This window comes from Sinimarinibacterium arenosum, from assembly GCF_005047655.1.
Lineage (GTDB): Bacteria > Pseudomonadota > Gammaproteobacteria > Nevskiales > Nevskiaceae > Solimonas.
Genome location: NZ_SUKF01000006.1, coordinates 14868 through 32327 on the forward strand (window position 1 = coordinate 14868; position 17460 = coordinate 32327).

A 17460-nucleotide genomic window follows, 5' to 3' on the forward strand; every position below is an offset into this window, starting at 1 on the left:
CCCATGCACCTGATCCGAACCACCCTGCTCCTTCTGCCACTGCTGGGCGCCTGCGGCGCCGATCACGCAGCCCCCGCGCCGGAAGCACCCAGCCCCGCGCAACCGGTGCGCGTGGCCGCGGTCGAACACGGCCCGGCGCAGGCGCCGGTGCAGGCGACCGGATTGCTGGCGCCGCTGGACGAAGCGCGCCTGGCCTTCAAGGTCGGCGGCATCATTTCCGACATCGCGGTACGCGCCGGTGACCGCGTCAGCGCCGGACAGCGCCTCGCCACGCTGGAGGCGGCAGAAGTCGACGCCGCGCAATCCCAGGCCCGCGAGGCGCACGCCAAGGCCCTGCGCGACCTCGAACGCGGTCGCCAGCTGTTCGCCGATGCAGTGATCACGCGCGAGCAGCTCGACGATCTGGGCACCGCCGAAGCGGTGGCGCGCGCCCAACTCAAGGCTGCGCAGTTCAACCGTCGTTACGCCGATATCACCGCGCCCGGCGACGGCATCGTCCTGCGGCGCCTGGCCGAACCGCGCGAACTGGTCGCCGCGGGCCAGCCAGTGTTGCAGGTCAGCCGCGGTGACAGCGGATGGGTCCTCAAGGCCGGCGTCTCCGACCGCGGCTTCGTGCAATTGCACGATGGCGACACCGCGCAGGTTCGCTTCGACGCCTATCCCGATCGCGTATTCGAGGGCCGCGTCCGCGAACTCGGCGGCGCAGCGGATCCGCGCACCGGTACCTTCCCGGTCGAACTCGAAGTCGACCCCGACGGCGCCACGCTGGCCAGCGGCCTGATCGGTCGCGTGCAGATCCGGATCGGCGGCGACGCCACAGCCGACTATGTGCCGCTGTCGGCGCTGGTCGAGGGCGACGCCCGGGCCACCACGCTGTTCCTCTACGACCCCGCAACGCAGCACGTCACCGAGCGCAAGGTCCCGGTGCGCTTCGTCACCGACACCCACGCCGTCCTCGATACCACGCTGCCGCCGGGCAGCCAGGTGGTGACCACAGGCGCCGCCTACCTGCGCGACGGCGACGCCGTACGCGTCGTCGACTGAGCGCGGACCGCCGGCCATGCGCATTTCCGAATTCGCGGTACGCAACGTCCCGTTCATGATCGTCGTGTTCCTGCTGATGATCGCGGTCGGCGTCTCATCGTGGCTGAACATTCCGCGCACCGAAGACCCGCACTTTCCGATCTCGGCGTTCCAGATCGTCGCGGTCTATCCGGGCGCGGACCCGATCGAGATCGAACGTCAGATCGTCGAGCCGATCGAGGATGCGATGAACACGCTCGACGACGTCAAGGATATGACCTCGACCTCGGACGACTCGCTGGGCATCGTCCGCATCGAATTCGAAGGCGACGTCGACGTCGACAAGAAGTACGACGAGGTCACGCGCGAACTCGCCGCGATCGAGCGCAGCTTTCCGGACGGCCTGGCCGATCTGAAGGTGCACAAGATCAATCCCGGCAACGTCAACATCGTGCAGATTGCACTGGTGTCCGACTCGGCGTCGTGGCGCACGCTGGAAGACACTGCAGAAGATCTCAAGGATCGCATCGAACGCATTCCCGGCATCCGCGAGACCGAAACCTGGGCGTATCCGCAACGCGAGCTGCGGGTCGAGCTGAATCTGTCGCGGATGGCCGAGCTGAACCTGCGCACGCCGCAGGTGCTGCAATCGATCGCCGGCCGCAATACCAACGTTCCCGGCGGCGCGGTCGAACTCGGCGCGCGCCGCTTCAACCTGAAGACCACCGGCAGCTATCGTTCGATCGACGAAGTGCTCGACACTGTCATCGGCGGCACCGGCGATGCGCTGGTGCGGGTGCGCGATGTCGCACGCGTGGAATGGGATCATGGTCCACTCGACTACACCGCGCGCCTCGACGGCCATCGCGCGGTCTGGGTCACCGCAAACCAGAAGACCGGCGAAAACATCTTCGTCACGATTGCGGCGATCCAGCAGGTCATCGGCGCGTTCAAGCCGTCGCTGCCGGCGGACGTGAAGCTGGTCCAGGCCTTCGATCAGTCCAAGAATGTCGCCAAGCGCCTGGACCGCCTCAGCGCCGACTTCCTGATCGCAATCGTTCTGGTCTCGATCACGCTGCTGCCGCTGGGCCTGCGCGCCGCCGGCATCGTCATGGTGTCGATCCCGCTGTCGTTGATGAGTGGTCTCGCCGCCCTGTATTTCACCGGCTTCTCGCTGAACCAGCTGTCGATCGCCGGCTTCGTCGTCGCGCTCGGTCTGCTGGTCGACGACTCGATCGTCGTCACCGAAAACATCGCGCGCCATCTGCGCCTCGGCTACGGGCGGGATCAGGCGGCGATCCTGGCGACCCGGCAGATCTCGCTGGCGGTGCTCGGCTGCACCGCAACCCTGCTGTTTGCGTTCCTGCCGCTGCTGGAGCTGCCGGGCAACGCCGGCAAGTTCATCCGCTCCCTGCCCGCCTCGGTCGTGTTCACCGTCGCCGCGTCGCTGTTCGTGGCACTGACGATCATCCCGTTCCTGGCCTCGCGGATACTGCCGCGCGAGGAAGCTGCTGAAGGCAACCGCTTCCTGCGCGGCCTGATGCACCTGATCCACACGATCTACTCGCCGCTGCTGCAGCGTGCGCTGGCACGCCCCAAGACCACAGTGCTGCTGTCGACCCTGGCGGTCGTCGCCAGCTTCTCGCTGATTCCCATCATCGGCGTCGGCATGTTCCCCAAGGCCGATACCGCGCAGTTCATGATCCGCGTGACGCTGCCCAATGGCAGCAGTATCGACGCCACTGACACGATTCTGCGTGAAACCGAAGCGGTGCTGAGCACGCACCCGGAAGTCGAGCATGTGATGTCCAACCTCGGCCGCGGCAATCCGCAGATCTACTACAACGTGTTCCAGAAGGAATACGCCGCCAACGTCGCCGACCTGTTCGTGCAGCTCAAATCCTTCCAGGGCGATGCGACGCGCAAGCTGCTGGACCGCATCCGCAGCGAACTGGATACGATTCCCGGGGCCGAAATCGTGCTCAAGGAATTCGAGAACGGTCCGCCGCTGGAAGCCCCGATCGCGATCCGCATCATCGGTCCGGACCTGGGCGTGCTGCGCCATCTGGCCGGAGAGGTCGAGCAGTTGATGCAGGCAACACCCGGCACCCGCGACGTCAGCAACCCGCAGCGCCGTTCGCGCATCGATCTGGCGCTGAACGTCGACACCACCAAGGCCGGCCTGCTGGGCGTCAGTCCGCTGGAGCTGGACCAGACCGTACGCCTGGCCGTCGCCGGGCTCGACGCCGGCGAGTTCCGCGAGACCGATGGCGACAGCTACCCGATTGTGCTGCGCGCACCGCTGAGCGGTCGCGCCAGTCTCGACGCGCTGCAGGGCTTGCACGTCGGCACCGCCGGCGGCGCGCAGGTGCCGCTGGACCAGCTCACGCGCGTACAACTGACCGAATCGCCGACGATGATCTACCGCCGCGATCGCGAGCGCGCGGTGCTGCTGACCGCCTATACCGAAACCGGTTACAACACCGAACGCGTCACCAACCGCGTGCTGGAGCAGCTGGCGACGCTCGACTGGCCAGACGGTTATCGCTACGTCGCCGCCGGTGAAGTCGAAAGCCGCCAGGACAGCTTTGCTGGCTTCGGCACCGCGATCCTCGTCGCCGTATTCGGCATTCTCGCCGTGCTGGTGCTGGAGTTCGGCAGCTTCAAGTCGACTCTGATCGTTGCCACCGTGGTGCCGCTGGGGGTCATGGGCGGCATCCTGATGCTGATGGCGACCGGCGGCGTGCTCAGCTTCACCGCAATGATCGGATTCATCGCACTGACCGGCATCGAGATCAAGAACTCGATCCTGCTGGTGGACTTCACCAATCAGCTGCGGCAGCAGGGCAAGCCGCTGGACGAGGCGATCGCCGAGGCCGGCGAGATCCGCTTCCTGCCGATCCTGCTGACTTCGGTGACCGCGATCGGCGGCCTGATGCCGCTGGCGCTGCAGCAGTCGGCACTGTATTCGCCGATGGCGTGGGTCATCATCGGCGGCCTGATCACCTCGACGCTGATCGGCCGGCTGGTCACCCCGGTGATGTACAAACTCGTGCCGCCAACCCTGAAAGCCACTGAACCACCGATTGATCCGTAACCCTGATCCGCACGACCTCAGACGCCGCGGATTGAGCTGTGTCATCTTGAGGGTTGCTGGGCTTTGCTAGATTGCGTCTCAGGCAAGCCTTAACCGTTCAGGACCGTCGTATCGGCCATGCGCTCTGACACAGAGACCCCGCGAGCTGCGGCACGCATCACCCGCGTGGCGTTGCAGGCGCTGATCGACGCACTGATCGCGCGGGGCTACGCCGTGATCGGCCCCACCGTCCGCGACGGCGCGATCGTCTACGATCAACTCAGCACCACGGCAGAGCTGCCGGCCGGCTGGACCGACGAGCAGGCACCCGGACGCTACCGTCTGCAGCGACGCGACGACGATGCGCTGTTCGGCTTCGCCGTCGGACCGCATTCATGGAAGCGTTACCTGCACCCGCCAATGGAAACGCTATGGACCGCACGCAGTAGCGCTGACGGCTTCGATTTCAGTGCCGCGCCATCGCCGACTGAGAAATACGCCTTCCTCGGTGTTCGCGCCTGTGAGCTGCAGGCGATCGCGATCCAGGACCGCGTGTTCCAGCACGACCGTTTCCGCGATACCGCCTACGCCGCGCGCCGAGACAATGCCCTGATCGTCGCAGTCCATTGCGCGCAACCAGCCAGCACCTGCTTCTGCAGCTCGATGCAGTCGGGACCGAAAGCACGCGGCGCCTTTGACCTTGCGCTGACCGAACTGCTCGACGCCGAGCGGCATGATTTTCTGGTCGAGGTCGGCAGCCCCGCAGGCGCCGAACTGCTGGACTCGCTCGCTGCCGCCGAAGCGACCCGCGCAGACCTGGACGCCGCCGACGCCGTGATCGCGCAGGCCGAGCGTCGGATGGGACGAACCATCGACAGCTCGGTCTTTCGCGAGCGCCTGCGGGACCGTGCCGAGCACCCGCGCTGGACCGAGGTCGCCGATCGCTGCCTCAGCTGCGGCAATTGCACGATGGTCTGCCCGACCTGTTTCTGCACCACGGTTGAAGACCACACCGATCTCAGCGGCGCACAGGCCGAGCGCGTTCGCAAATGGGACTCGTGCTTCACAATGGAATTCAGCTACATCCATGGCGGCAGCGTGCGCCAGAGCACCGGCGCACGTTATCGGCAATGGATGACGCACAAGCTGTCGAGCTGGGTCGACCAGTTCGGTTCATCAGGCTGCGTCGGCTGTGGTCGCTGCATTGCCTGGTGCCCGGTCGGCATCGATATCGCCGCTGAGGCCACAGCAATCTGCGCCGACACGCCGCCCACACCGGGAGCCACGCCATGAAAGACCTTGAGCAGATCCTGCAGAGCCATGCCTTTCTGGGTGGCTGTGAACCGGAGTACGTTCAACTGCTGGTCGGATGCGCGCGCAATCTGCGCTTCGATGCCGGCGAGTATCTCCTGCGCGAGGGCGCTGCAGCCGACGAGTTCTATCTGATCCGTCACGGCAAGGTGGCGCTGGAGATCAACGTGCCCGGCAAGGCGCCGATCGTGTTTTCAACCCTGGGTGAAGGCGAGATCGTCGGCGCGTCCTGGCTGGTGCCGCCGTACCGCTGGACCTTTGACGCCCGCGCGGTCGAACTGACCCGCGCGATCGGTATCGACGCGGCCTGCCTGCGCCGCAAATGCGATGCCGACTCCGGATTCGGCTACGCGATGATGAAGCGCTTCGTGCCGATCCTGAGTCAGCGCCTGCACGCGACGCGGCTGCAACTGCTCGACGTCTACGGCAAGCCCTGAAATGACCGTCGCCGTTGCCGACCCGATGCTGCCGCAGCGCTACCGCGTGACCCACGCGCAGCGGCTGCTGGACGACACCGTCTCGCTGCGGCTGACGCCACAGGACGGCGAGCTGCCGTCATGGCAGCCAGGGCAGTTCAACATGCTGTACGCCTTCGGCGTCGGGGAATCCGCAATAAGCATCAGCGGAGCCGATGACAACGGCTTCGAGCACACCGTGCGCGCCGTCGGCGCCGTCAGCCGGGCGATTGCCGCACTGCAGGTCGGAGACAGCATCGGACTGCGTGGTCCATTTGGCAGCGCCTGGCCGGTCACCGCTGCGGAAGGGGCTGATGTGGTTTTTGTCGCCGGCGGACTCGGCCTGGCGCCGCTGCGGCCAGCCATCGAAGCCGTACTTCAACAGCGTGAGCGCTATGGGCGCGTGGTACTGCGCGTCGGCGCACGCCGGCCCCAGGACCTGCTGTTTCCGGAGGCGCTGGAACGCTGGCGTCTGGCGCGCGATGTCGACATCGATGTCAGCGTCGACCATGCCGACACGCAATGGCGTGGCCATGTCGGCGTCGTGACCACGCTGATTGCCGGCGCCCGCTTCGATCCGCATGAAAGCATTGCGATGGTCTGCGGACCCGACGTGATGATGCGCTTCTGTGCACGCAGCTTGCACGATGAAGGCGTTGCCGACGACCGCATCTATCTGTCGATGGAGCGCAACATGAAATGCGCGATCGGCCTGTGCGGCCACTGCCAGTTCGGCCCCTCGTTCATCTGCAAGGACGGACCGGTCATGCGCTATGACACGATCGCTGATCGCCTCAATGTCCGGGAACTGTGACATGACGCCGCGCCCGAGACTCGCCGTGTGGAAATTCGCCTCCTGCGACGGCTGTCAGCTGTCGTTGCTGGACTGCGAGGACGAGCTGCTCAGCTTGGCCGACGCCATCGAGATTGCCAACTTTCCGGAAGCCTCGAGCGCGATCAGCGCAGGTCCGTACGACCTGTCGCTGGTCGAAGGGTCGATCACGACCGCACATGACGCCGAGCGCATTCGCGAGGTGCGGCGGCAGTCGAAATTCCTGGTCACGATCGGCGCCTGCGCCACCGCCGGCGGCATCCAGGCGCTGCGCAATTTCGCCGACATCAACGACTTCGTCGCCGCCGTCTATGCCTCGCCGCAGTACATCCAGACCCTGGCAACATCGACGCCAATCTCTGCGCACGTTGCCGTCGACTTCGAACTGCGCGGCTGCCCGATCAACAAGCTTCAGCTGCTCGAGGTCATCACCGCGTATCTGGCCGGACGCAAACCGGCGATCGCGGCACACAGCGTCTGCATCGAGTGCAAGCAGCGCGGCACCGTCTGCGTCGCGGTACAGGGTACGCCGTGCCTCGGGCCGGTCACTCACGCCGGCTGCGGCGCCATCTGCCCGGCCTACCGTCGTGGCTGCTATGGCTGCTACGGCCCGATGGAGACTCCCAACACCGCAGCACTCGCGGCGCTGCTGAAATCGCAGGGCGCCAGTGAGCGCGAGCTGCTTCACGCATTCCGCTCATTCAATGCCGGCGCCGAAGCCTTCGCTGCGCAAAGCCGCAAGCACGAACCTGCCGCCGGTGGCGAATCTCCATGAGCACTGAAACCCGCAACATCCGCGTCGACTATCTGGCGCGCGTCGAGGGCGAAGGGGCGCTGGACCTGCACATCCGGGACGGCCGCGTCAGCTCCGCCCAGCTGCGCATCTTCGAACCCCCACGACTGTTCGAGGCGCTGCTGCGCGGCCGCAGTCACGCCGAGATTCCGGATATCGTCGCGCGCATCTGCGGCATCTGCCCGGTGGCCTATCAGATGAGCGCCGTGCATGCGATCGAGCATGCTTTCGGCATTCACGTCGCCGGCCCGCTGCGCGAACTGCGCCGGCTGCTGTACTGCGGCGAATGGATTGAAAGCCACGCGCTGCATGTGACGATGCTGCATGCACCCGACTTTCTCGGTTTTGACGATGTCGTGCAGATGGCGCGCGCACATGGAGATCGCGTGCGTGGCGCGATCGCGCTGAAAAAAGCCGGCAACCACCTGATTCAGGTTCTCGGCGGCCGCGAGATCCATCCGGTCAGCGTCAAGGTCGGAGGTTTCCATCGGGTTCCGCGCCGCAGCGAGCTGCTGCCGTTGGCCGAGGAGCTGAAACGCGCACAGGAACAGGCGATCGAGCTGCTGCGCTGGGTCAGCGGCTTCGAGTTTCCGGACTATCAGCGCGACTACGAGTTCGTCGCGCTGCGCCACCCCGACGAATACCCCTTCAACGAAGGCCGCCTGGTCTCCAGCGGCGACATCGATATCGACATCGCCGACTTCGACCGGGAATTCGAGGAACGCCACGTCGCGCACTCGACGGCGCTCCAGGCCCGGCTGCGCCGGCGTGGCGCCTACCTGGTCGGACCGCTGGCGCGCTATGCGCTGAACTTCGATCGCCTGTCCCCCGAGCTGCAATCGCTGGCGCGCGACGCCGGCCTCGGTCCGGTCTGCCGCAATCCGTTCCAGAGCATCGTCGTGCGCGCGGTCGAGCTGGTGTACGCCTGCACCGAGGCGCTGCGCATCATTGACGCCTATGTTGAACCGGAACACGCCGCCGTCGACGTCGCGCCGCGCGCCGGTGTCGGCTACGGCTGCACCGAGGCCCCGCGGGGGATCTGCTGGCATCGCTATCAGTTCGACCAAGATGGCAGCGTGGTCGAGGCGCGCATCGTACCGCCGACGTCGCAGAATCAGCCGAGCATCGAAGCCGATCTCGCTGCGGTGGCCGACGCGATCATCGACGCTCCGGACGAGGTCATCCGGCATCGCTGCGAGCAGAGCATCCGCAACTACGATCCGTGCATTTCCTGTGCAACGCACTTCCTGAACCTGACGATCCATCGGCCGTGAGCCTGAGCGGACGCCTGCTGATCATCGGCCTTGGCAATCCCGACCGCGGTGACGACGGCGTCGGCGCGCTGGTGATCCAGGAACTCGGCGGCTGGCATCCACCGGGCGTGCAGTTGATCACGCGCAGTGGCGATCCTCTGGCACTGCTCGACGACTGGGCCAGCTTCAACGCCGTGATCTGTATCGACGCGGCGGCCACCGAAGCGCGGCCCGGTCGCATCCACCGCATCGATCCAGCCATCGAACCGCTGCCACAGCCGCCATTGCCGACCTCCAGCCATGCTCTCGGACTGGCCGACACGATCGAACTGGCCCGCGTGCTCGGACGCGCGCCGCCGCATCTGATCGTCTATGCCATCGAAGGACACTGCTTCGATTCCGGGGCTCCGGTGACCCCCGCGGTCGCCGCTGCGGCGACCCAGGTCGCGCTGCTGATCACGACGCAGGAATGGCCCGCGCTTGCGCGGATGCCGCCGACCAACGGCTGAACGTACCGATCAGCTGCGTTTCCGGGCCGACCAACGCGCTTGACGTCGGGATTTTCGACCTTTGATTCCCGTCAGCAATGCCGCCTATTCCGAGTAGGTAATTTCCTACACGGCGTGTGAATAAGCTCGCTCCCGAATCAAGTCCACCGCTTACATCAGGAGCACATCGGTCATGCGCAAGTCACTCGTCCTCACTGCCAGTCTCGCTGGACTGGTCTTTCTGGCCGGTTGCGGCGGCGGCGGCGGTTCGTCGTCCCCGACGGACACCACGCCCCCGACGCCCACCGCTGCGTCCGGCACTGTCGCAGTCAGCAAGAGTGGCCCGCTGGACCCGCTGCAGACCCAGCTGAGCGCCAACGTCTTCGGACCGCTGGCCAGTGCACTGGGCGATACCCCGCTGGAAAATGTCGTGAATTGCGCGGACGCCATCGTCGCGCAGGATGTCATTGATATTGCCGACACCGTGCTGGTGTCGCTGCAGGCCGCCGGCGCCGGCGCGCCGAACCCCGATCCGCAGGCGCTGGTGGACAGCCTGCGCTCGGTCGTGACCGATCTGGTTCAGATGATTCAGGGTCTTGCCGGTACCGGCAGCGCCTGCCTGTCCAACGTCGTCAGTGCCGAGCAGATCGCTGGCGTGCTGTCGCAGCTCGACGGTACCCCGCTGGCACCGCTGAGCACGCAGCTCGGACCGGTGCTCGCCCGCATCGTCGCCATGGTGGGTGGCAGCGGCCCGGTCGATCAGGATCTGCAGCTGAGCACGATTGCCTCGCTGGTCAATCAGCTCAATGTCGCACTACAGCTGGCATTGGCACAGATTCCCAGCACCGCCTACGACGCCCCGGTGGTCGGCGGCGCGCTGACCACGGTATCGGACGCGCTCAACGACACCAGTGCCCTGCTCAATGCCGTCCTCGGCTATGACAGCGCCGCGACCAACCTCGCCCTGCAGAACCTGCTGAACAACACGCTGGGCAATCTGCTGACGCAGGTCGTCCCGCTGGAAACGCTGGAAGAACAGGCCGGTCAGCCGGGCGCGATCAGCACCCCGCTGCTGGCCAACATCGCGCAGCTGTCGGCACTGGTCGGCGCCACGGTTTCGTCCGCACTGGATCCGGTGTTCACCCAGTTGCTTGACGGTGCGCTGGCACCGGTCCTCGACCCGATCGAGAACCAGGTCCTGCCGGCGATCCTCGGCCCGATCTTCGACGCCATCGGCGGCATGGGCGCCAACCCGGATACCAGCGGTCCGCTGGCAGGCACTCCGCTCGCGGCGGTGACCAACCTGATCACCGGCGTGCTCGACGGCCTGCTGGGAGGCGCGGTGGGCGGCGGTTCGGGCGGCGGCACCGGCGAATGCCTGCTGATGAACGTCCCGATCCTGTCGATCCTGTGCGGCGTCGCCTGATCGCAGCAAGTCAGAAGTGATCGAGGGCCGCCCATCGGGCGGCCCTTTTCATTGGCGGCACCGATTCACGGACGCCACTGCACCAGGGTCTCGATCAGGCGGATCAGCAACAGCTGCAGGCGTGACGCGCGCTGTGCCGACCACGCCCATGGCGGATCCTCATTCATGTACGCCGCCTGGGCAATCTCCAGCTGCAGACAGTGCACGCCGCCCGCAGGATCGGCGTAATGCCGCGTGATGTAGCCGCCCTTGAAGCGTCCATCGCGGATCGCACTGAACAGGGTGGTATCCGACAGCACGTCCATCGCGCGCCCCGCCAGACGCGCGGCACAGCTGAGGCCACTGTCGCTGCCCAGATTCAGATCCGGCAGCTTGCCATCAAAGAAACGCGGCACCTGTGAGCGGATCGAATGCGCGTCGAGCAGGACCACATGGCCGTGACGCGCACGCAGGTCATCGATCCGCTGGCGCAAACGCGCGTGGTAAGGCTGCCAGTACACCTCACGACGCCGCGCCACCTCGTCCGCATCGGGCGCCTTCCCTTCACGGTAAATCGGCTCGCAATCAAAACGCCTCAATGGCACCAGCTCGCTGTTGTCGGCGCCCGGATACAGCGCCGTACCTTGCGGATCCCGGTTCAGGTCGACCACGTAACGCGAATGCGTCGCCACCATCAGGCTGGCGCCCAGCGACGCCGCGAAGTCGTACAGGGTGTCGACATGCCAGTCCGTGTCCGGCACGCGTAGCGCATCGGCGTTCATCGCCTCGGCGATTGCCGGCGGAATATGTGTGCCGGCATGCGGCACGTTGATCAGCAGCGGAGTACTGCCTTCGATCCAGTGATCCAGCTCGATGCTCATGCCGCAGTTCATCCATTGACCCCCGATCACGCGGGCGCTGCAGGGATTGAAGCCAATGCGATACGCCAGTTCCGACGGATGTTCGATGTCCCAGATCGCAAAGTCGGCACGCTGACCAACCCGCAGCTGACCGCGATCCTCGGCCAGCCCCAACGCCCGCGCGGCATTGCGCGTCACACCGGCCAGCGCCTCGGCCGGCGTCAGCCCGAACAGCGTGCAGCCCATGTTCATCGTCAGCAGCAGCGAAGTGCATGGCGATGTGCCCGGATTGCAGTCGGTCGCCAGCGCCATCGGCACGCCGGCAGCGCGCAGTTGCGCCACCGGCGGCGCCTGGCTTTCACGCAAGGTGTAGTACGCGCCCGGCAACAACACCGCCACGGTCCCGGCCGCCGCCATCGCCTTGATGCCGGCGGTCGCGGCGTATTCCAGATGATCCGCCGACAAGGCGCCGCAGGCGGCAGCCAGCGCGGCGCCACCGCCGTCGCTGAGCTGGTCGGCATGCAGCTTCACCGGCAGGCCCAGTGCAATGGCGGCTTCGAAGACGCGACCGCACTGCACCGATGTGAAGGCGATCGACTCGCAGAACGCATCAACCGCATCGGCCAGTCCCCGCTGGTGCACGGCGGGCAGCAGCATCGCGCACACGAAGTCGATGTAGTCATCCACGCGGCCTTCGAAATCCGGCGGCACCGCATGCGCGGCGAGCAGCGTTGTCGTCACCCGAACGGGAAAGCGCTCGCCCAGACGCCGCGCCACCCGCAGCAGCTTGATCTCGCTTTCGAGGTCGAGCCCGTACCCTGATTTGATCTCGATCGTCGTCACGCCCTCGGCCATCAGTGCTTGCAGGCGCCGCGCACCCTGCTCGAACAATTCGTCCGCGCTGGCCGCATGCGTCGCCCGGACCGTGGCCCGGATTCCGCCGCCGGCCTGTGCGATCTCGGCATAGCTCGCGCCCTGCAGGCGCCGCTCGAACTCGCGTGCGCGATCACCGGCCCAGACCAGATGCGTATGACAGTCGATCAGCCCCGGCGTCAGCCAGCGCCCGTCACCGAAATGCTGCGGCAGCTCGTCCCAGCCGGACGGCAGCGTCGCAGCCGTTCCAATCCAGGCAATGCGTCCCTCCGCCACCGCCAGCGCGCCGTCCTCGATACCGCCATAGGCATCGCCCGGAATCGCCGGATCCAGCGTCGCCAGACGGAAGTCGCGAAACACGGCATCGACGCGCATCGCCTTACGCCAGCAGCCGCCGCAGCGTTTTGCGGTAGGCCGGCAGGGCAGCCTCCGCACCGGGATGCACCCCATCCCGCACACGCCAGTGACCGCCGACCATGACATCGCGCACCGGCCGCTGCGCCGGTCCGAACACCGCGGCATCGAGCAGCGTCTGCGGCGCTTGCTCGACCAGCGCCGGATCATCCATGTTGAGCACGACCCAGTCCGCGCGCTGCCCCGGCGCCAGCCCCATCACCGGTTGCCCGAGTGCCTGCGCACCGCCAAGCTGGGCGCAGCGATACAGCTCGGCTCCCACTGAAACGTCGGCCTGCTGCACGAAGACATTGCGGCGTCGACGCTGCAGCCGCTGCGAATACTCGAAGCCGCGCAGCTCCGCCCACGGCGACACACCCACCTGACTGTCACTGCCGATGCCGATGCGCCCGCCCGCCATCACAAAGGCTTCGGCGTTGAAGATGCCGTCACCGAGATCCGCCTCAGTGCTCGGGCACAGGCCGACCACGGCGCCGCGCGTCGCCAGCGACACCGCTTCGATGTCGCGCATGTGCGTCGCGTGCACCAGACACCAACTGCCGTCGACGCTGACGTTCTGCAGCAGCCATTCGACCGGACGCAAGCCGGACCAGGCCAGACAATCCTCGACCTCACGCTGCTGTTCGGCGATGTGCAGATGCAGCGGAGCCTGCGGCGCAACCGCGGCGCGCAGCGCCAGCAGTTGCTCCAGCGACTCCGGCGTCACCGCACGCAAGGAATGCGGCGCGAACCCGAGTACGTAAGCCCGCTCACCGCCGAGTGCTTCGACGATGCGCGCATAGTCCTCCAGTGTGCAGACGAAACGGCGCTGCGCCTCCGACGGCGCCTCGCCGCCGAAACCGGCATGGCGATACAGCACCGGCAGCAGGCTCAGCTCTATCCCGGCGCACTGCGCTGCGCCGATGATGCGTCGCGAGGTCTCGGCCGGATCGCGATAGCGGCGGCCGCGCGCATCGTGATGCAGATAGTGAAACTCGCCGACACTGGTGTAACCCTGCTGTAGCAGCTCGATATACAGCTGCGTGGCGATCACCTCGATGTCATCCGGCGTCAGCCGCTCGACGAAACGATACATGCACTCGCGCCAGCTCCAGAAGCTGTCCGCGTGGCTGCCCGCGCGCTGTGTCAGCCCGGCCATCGCACGCTGGAATGCATGCGAGTGCAGATTCGGCATGGCGGGAATCACCGGCCCGCGCAGGATCTCCGCGCCGAGCGCGTCGCCTCCCAACGCGACGTCTTCGATCATGCCGGCCGCGTCGACATTGAACACCACATTGCGCGCCCAGCCGTCCGGCAGCCAGGCATCGGCAGCGAAATAACGCTGCGGTGTCGACGCGTTCATTCCGGCCGCCATGACGGCAGTAATTCCGCCACCATCGGTGTCAGTGCCTCGCTCGCCAACAACTGCTCGGCGGCGGCGATGTCCACCGCGAGCACGCGGTCCTCGCGCAGAAAGCTCACGCGCTCACGCAGATTCAGATAGACCGCATGCAGCGCTTCTGCGGTGGTCAGCGGCGCGTGAAAATCGATACCCTGGGCGGCGGTAAGCAACTCGATCGCCACGATGCGCCGCGTGTTGGCGCACATCGGCAACAGGCGTCGCGCGGCGAAGGTCGCCATGCTGACGTGATCCTCCTGATTGGCCGACGTCGGCAGACTGTCGACGCTGGCCGGATGCGCCATCGACTTGTTTTCGGAGGCCAGCGCCGCAGCGGTGACATGCGCCATCATAAAGCCGGAGTGCAGGCCGGCGTCCTGGGTCAGGAACGGCGGCAAACCGGACAGCGCCGAGTCGATCAGCAGCGCGATGCGCCGCTCCGACAGCGCGCCGATCTCGGCGATGGCCAGCGCCAGTGTGTCCGCCGCGAACGCCACGGGTTCAGCGTGGAAGTTGCCACCGGACAGCACTTCGTCGACGTCGGCGCCGGCAAACGCCAGGGGGTTGTCGGTCACCGCATTGGCTTCGATCAACAGGGTCCGCGCGGCATTGCGGATCAGGTCCAGACACGCACCCATCACCTGCGGCTGACAGCGCAGACTGTACGGATCCTGCACGCGATCATCGTTAAGCAGATGCGAGCGGCGAATCTCGCTGCCTTCCAGCAGGCGTCGATACGCCTCGGAGACGTCGATCTGGCCCGGTTGTCCGCGGACCGCATGTATGCGCGCGTCGAATGGCGCATCGGATCCGCGCGCGGCGTCGACACTCATCGCGCCGCAGACCACCGCGGCGGCAAACACATCCTCGGCTTCGATCAACGCACGGATCGCCAGTGCGGTCGACACCTGGGTGCCGTTGAGCAGTGCCAGACCTTCCTTGGCCGCAAGCTGCAACGGCTGCAATCCGGCACGCGCCAGCCCCTCCGCCGCCGGCATGACAACACCGTCGACACGCACCTCACCCTCGCCAATCAGGGCCAGGGTCAGATGCGCCAGCGGCGCGAGATCACCGGACGCCCCCACCGAACCCTGCGACGGCACGCAGGGCAGCACGCCGGTGTTGTACAGCGCCAGCAGCGACTCAATCACGATCGGCCGCACACCGGAGACGCCGCGCGCCAGACTTGCCGCCTTCAGCGCCAGGATCAGGCGCACGGTTGCGTCGTCCAGCAGCACGCCAGTGCCCACCGAGTGCGAGCGCACCAGATTCAGTTGCAGTTGCTGCAAATCCGTACGCGCGATGTGCGTCTTCGCCAGCTTGCCGAAGCCGGTATTGATGCCGTAGGCCGGGGTGTCCGCCGCCGCCGCGCGCGCGACGATCGCTGCGGAGGCTTCGACTGCCGGCCACGCCGCCGCGTCGATGCACAGCCGCACACGCCCACCGAGCAGATGGCGCAGTTCGGACAGGCTCAGCTGCCCCGGACGCAAATGCCATTCCGCCATCAGCTGCCCTCCCCTTGTTCGTGCACCATCTCGAGCATCGGCAGCTGCAAGCCGTGCTGGCGGGCGCAGTCGATGGCGATGTCATAGCCCGCATCGGCGTGCCGCATCACACCCGTCGCCGGATCGTTATGCAGCACCCGTTCGATCCGCCGCGCGGCGGCGTCGCTGCCATCGCAGACGATCACCACCCCGGCGTGCTGCGAATACCCCATGCCGACGCCGCCGCCGTGATGGATCGAGACCCAGGTCGCGCCCGACGCGCAGTTCAGCAGCGCGTTCAGCAGCGGCCAGTCCGACACCGCGTCGGAACCGTCCCGCATCGCCTCGGTTTCGCGGTTCGGGCTGGCGACCGAGCCGGAGTCCAGGTGATCCCGGCCGATCACGATCGGCGCCTTCAGTTCGCCACGCGCAACCATCGCGTTGAACTCCAGGCCGATGCGCGCGCGCTCGCCCAGGCCCAGCCAGCAGATCCGCGCCGGCAGGCCCTGAAACGCGATGCGCTCACGCGCCATGTCGAGCCAGCGATGCAACGCCGCGTGATCGGGCAACAGGCGTTTGACGGCCGCATCGGTGCGATAGATATCTTCCGGGTCGCCCGACAGCGCCGCCCAGCGAAACGGGCCGATGCCGCGGCAGAACAGCGGACGGATGTAGGCCGGCACGAAACCCGGAAACGCGAAGGCATCGTCGACGCCGACATCCTGTGCCATCTGCCGGATGTTGTTGCCGTAGTCGAAGGTCGGCACGCCCAGCGCCTGGAACCCGAGCATCGCACGCACCTGCAGCGCCATCGAATGCTTGGCCGCAGCAACCACCCCCGCCGGATCGTCAATGCGTCGCTGCGCCGCCTGCGCCAGCGTCCAGCCGGCGGGCAGATAGCCATTCAGCGGATCGTGCGCACTGGTCTGGTCAGTCACCATGGCCGGCCGCGCGCGCGCATCGCCCGACTGCGCCCGGCGCAGCAATTCCGGAAACACTTCAGCCGCATTGCCGAGCAGTCCGACCGACACCGGCTTCCCGCTGACACGAGCGGCGTCCAGCAATGTCAGTGCCTGCTCCAGAGAGTCCGCGCGCTGGTCGAGGTAACGCGTACGCAACCGCATGTCGATGCGTGACGGATCGCACTCGACCGCAAGCATCGAGGCCCCGGCCATCGTCGCCGCCAGCGGTTGTGCACCGCCCATGCCGCCGAGTCCGCCGGTCAATATCCACTGACCCGTCAGGTCACCGCCGTAGTGCTGACGTCCAGCCTCGGCAAAGGTTTCGTAGGTGCCCTGCACGATGCCCTGACTGCCGATATAGATCCACGATCCCGCCGTCATCTGGCCGTACATCATCAGCCCTTTGCGATCGAGTTCGTTGAAGTGCTCCCAGGTCGCCCAGTGCGGCACCAGATTGGAATTGGCGATCAACACCCGCGGCGCATCGGCGTGGGTGCGGAACACCCCGACCGGCTTGCCGGACTGGATCAACAGGGTTTCGTCATCGCCCAAGCTCTTGAGCGTTGCCACGATGGCGTCATAGCAGGACCAGTCGCGCGCGGCGCGGCCGATGCCGCCGTAGACCACCAGTTCTGCCGGGTTCTCGGCCACGTCCGGATCGAGATTGTTCATCAGCATGCGCAGCGGCGCTTCGGTCAGCCATGAACGCGCTTGCAGCCCCACCCCATGCGGCGCGCGAATCACGCGTCGCATGTCCCTCCTCCGGTTGTTCGACTGCTGCGGATCGTGCATTGCGATCTCCTCAGTGCTACGGTCATGCTGGAGTCAAGCACTCACCTGCATCGGCACCCGT

13 protein-coding genes and 1 pseudogene are annotated in these 17460 nt (G+C 66.5%); 9 read left to right on the top strand and 5 right to left on the bottom strand.

Translation table 11 applies throughout. The annotated features are described in order from the left end of the window. The first annotated feature begins 3 nt into the window (after positions 1 to 3). The 9 genes from E4T66_RS12875 (at position 4) to E4T66_RS12915 (ending at position 10657) form a co-directional block, all read left to right on the top strand. A complete protein-coding gene (locus E4T66_RS12875; RefSeq protein WP_136849464.1) occupies positions 4 to 1044 on the top strand; it encodes an efflux RND transporter periplasmic adaptor subunit in 1041 nt (346 codons plus the stop codon). Positions 1045 to 1060: 16 nt separating this feature from the next. Beyond that, positions 1061 to 4120, top strand: coding sequence for an efflux RND transporter permease subunit (locus E4T66_RS12880; protein WP_136849465.1), 3060 nt, complete (start codon positions 1061 to 1063; stop codon positions 4118 to 4120). A gap of 117 nt (positions 4121 to 4237) precedes the next feature. Continuing rightward, on the top strand, positions 4238 to 5392 hold the full coding sequence (locus E4T66_RS12885) for a 4Fe-4S dicluster domain-containing protein (protein WP_136849466.1): 1155 nt from the start codon (positions 4238 to 4240) through the stop codon (positions 5390 to 5392). Further along, positions 5389 to 5847 carry a cyclic nucleotide-binding domain-containing protein gene (locus E4T66_RS12890; RefSeq protein ID WP_136849467.1) on the top strand — a complete coding sequence of 153 codons (459 nt, stop codon included), beginning with the start codon at positions 5389 to 5391 and terminating at the stop codon, positions 5845 to 5847. Before E4T66_RS12885 ends, E4T66_RS12890 begins: the two co-directional genes overlap by 4 nt. 1 nt (position 5848) lies before the next feature. Then, positions 5849 to 6679, top strand: coding sequence for an FAD/NAD(P)-binding protein (locus tag E4T66_RS12895; protein WP_136849468.1), 831 nt, complete (start codon positions 5849 to 5851; stop codon positions 6677 to 6679). A 1-nt stretch (position 6680) separates the two neighbouring features. Then, positions 6681 to 7472 carry an NADH-quinone oxidoreductase subunit B family protein gene (locus tag E4T66_RS12900; protein WP_136849469.1) on the top strand — a complete coding sequence of 264 codons (792 nt, stop codon included), beginning with the start codon at positions 6681 to 6683 and terminating at the stop codon, positions 7470 to 7472. Next, positions 7469 to 8764 carry a Ni/Fe hydrogenase subunit alpha gene (locus E4T66_RS12905; protein ID WP_136849470.1) on the top strand — a complete coding sequence of 432 codons (1296 nt, stop codon included), beginning with the start codon at positions 7469 to 7471 and terminating at the stop codon, positions 8762 to 8764. The genes E4T66_RS12900 and E4T66_RS12905 overlap by 4 nt, the downstream gene beginning before the upstream one ends. Next, on the top strand, positions 8761 to 9252 hold the full coding sequence (locus E4T66_RS12910; protein WP_169577614.1) for a hydrogenase maturation protease: 492 nt from the start codon (positions 8761 to 8763) through the stop codon (positions 9250 to 9252). Before E4T66_RS12905 ends, E4T66_RS12910 begins: the two co-directional genes overlap by 4 nt. Positions 9253 to 9424: 172 nt before the next feature. After that, positions 9425 to 10657 carry a hypothetical protein gene (locus E4T66_RS12915; protein WP_136849472.1) on the top strand — a complete coding sequence of 411 codons (1233 nt, stop codon included), beginning with the start codon at positions 9425 to 9427 and terminating at the stop codon, positions 10655 to 10657. Between the two features lie 65 nt (positions 10658 to 10722). Here E4T66_RS12915 and hutG read toward each other — a convergent pair whose 3' ends face one another. From hutG to hutU, 5 genes and pseudogenes are all read right to left on the bottom strand, one after another. Beyond that, positions 10723 to 11529 (bottom strand): N-formylglutamate deformylase, encoded by an 807-nt coding sequence (gene hutG / locus E4T66_RS21865; protein WP_169577635.1) that lies wholly within the window; start codon positions 11527 to 11529, stop codon positions 10723 to 10725. A gap of 3 nt (positions 11530 to 11532) precedes the next feature. Beyond that, positions 11533 to 12744: pseudogene (gene hutI / locus E4T66_RS21870) on the bottom strand (imidazolonepropionase); the annotation flags it as partial. Between the two features lie 4 nt (positions 12745 to 12748). Next, complete coding sequence (locus E4T66_RS12925) at positions 12749 to 14125, bottom strand: formimidoylglutamate deiminase (protein WP_136849718.1); 1377 nt, start codon at positions 14123 to 14125, stop codon at positions 12749 to 12751. Continuing rightward, on the bottom strand, positions 14122 to 15666 hold the full coding sequence (gene hutH, locus E4T66_RS12930) for a histidine ammonia-lyase (protein ID WP_136849474.1): 1545 nt from the start codon (positions 15664 to 15666) through the stop codon (positions 14122 to 14124). Before hutH ends, E4T66_RS12925 begins: the two co-directional genes overlap by 4 nt. Then, positions 15666 to 17399, bottom strand: coding sequence for a urocanate hydratase (hutU, locus tag E4T66_RS12935; protein ID WP_136849475.1), 1734 nt, complete (start codon positions 17397 to 17399; stop codon positions 15666 to 15668). The genes hutH and hutU overlap by 1 nt, the downstream gene beginning before the upstream one ends. Positions 17400 to 17460: the final 61 nt, after the last annotated feature.

Excerpts from the sequence above, each read along its gene's own strand:
- E4T66_RS12875 (WP_136849464.1), top strand. The coding sequence starts at position 4 with ATGCACCTGATCCGAACCACCCTGCTCCTTCTGCCACTGCTGGGCGCC.
- E4T66_RS12915 (WP_136849472.1), top strand. The coding sequence starts at position 9,425 with ATGCGCAAGTCACTCGTCCTCACTGCCAGTCTCGCTGGACTGGTCTTT.
- E4T66_RS12895 (WP_136849468.1), top strand. The coding sequence starts at position 5,849 with ATGACCGTCGCCGTTGCCGACCCGATGCTGCCGCAGCGCTACCGCGTG.
- E4T66_RS12890 (WP_136849467.1), top strand. The coding sequence starts at position 5,389 with ATGAAAGACCTTGAGCAGATCCTGCAGAGCCATGCCTTTCTGGGTGGC.
- E4T66_RS12905 (WP_136849470.1), top strand. The coding sequence starts at position 7,469 with ATGAGCACTGAAACCCGCAACATCCGCGTCGACTATCTGGCGCGCGTC.
- hutG (WP_169577635.1), bottom strand. The coding sequence starts at position 11,529 with ATGAACTGCGGCATGAGCATCGAGCTGGATCACTGGATCGAAGGCAGT.
- hutU (WP_136849475.1), bottom strand. The coding sequence starts at position 17,399 with ATGCACGATCCGCAGCAGTCGAACAACCGGAGGAGGGACATGCGACGC.
- hutH (WP_136849474.1), bottom strand. The coding sequence starts at position 15,666 with ATGGCGGAATGGCATTTGCGTCCGGGGCAGCTGAGCCTGTCCGAACTG.
- E4T66_RS12880 (WP_136849465.1), top strand. The coding sequence starts at position 1,061 with ATGCGCATTTCCGAATTCGCGGTACGCAACGTCCCGTTCATGATCGTC.
- E4T66_RS12885 (WP_136849466.1), top strand. The coding sequence starts at position 4,238 with ATGCGCTCTGACACAGAGACCCCGCGAGCTGCGGCACGCATCACCCGC.
- E4T66_RS12900 (WP_136849469.1), top strand. The coding sequence starts at position 6,681 with ATGACGCCGCGCCCGAGACTCGCCGTGTGGAAATTCGCCTCCTGCGAC.
- E4T66_RS12925 (WP_136849718.1), bottom strand. The coding sequence starts at position 14,125 with ATGAACGCGTCGACACCGCAGCGTTATTTCGCTGCCGATGCCTGGCTG.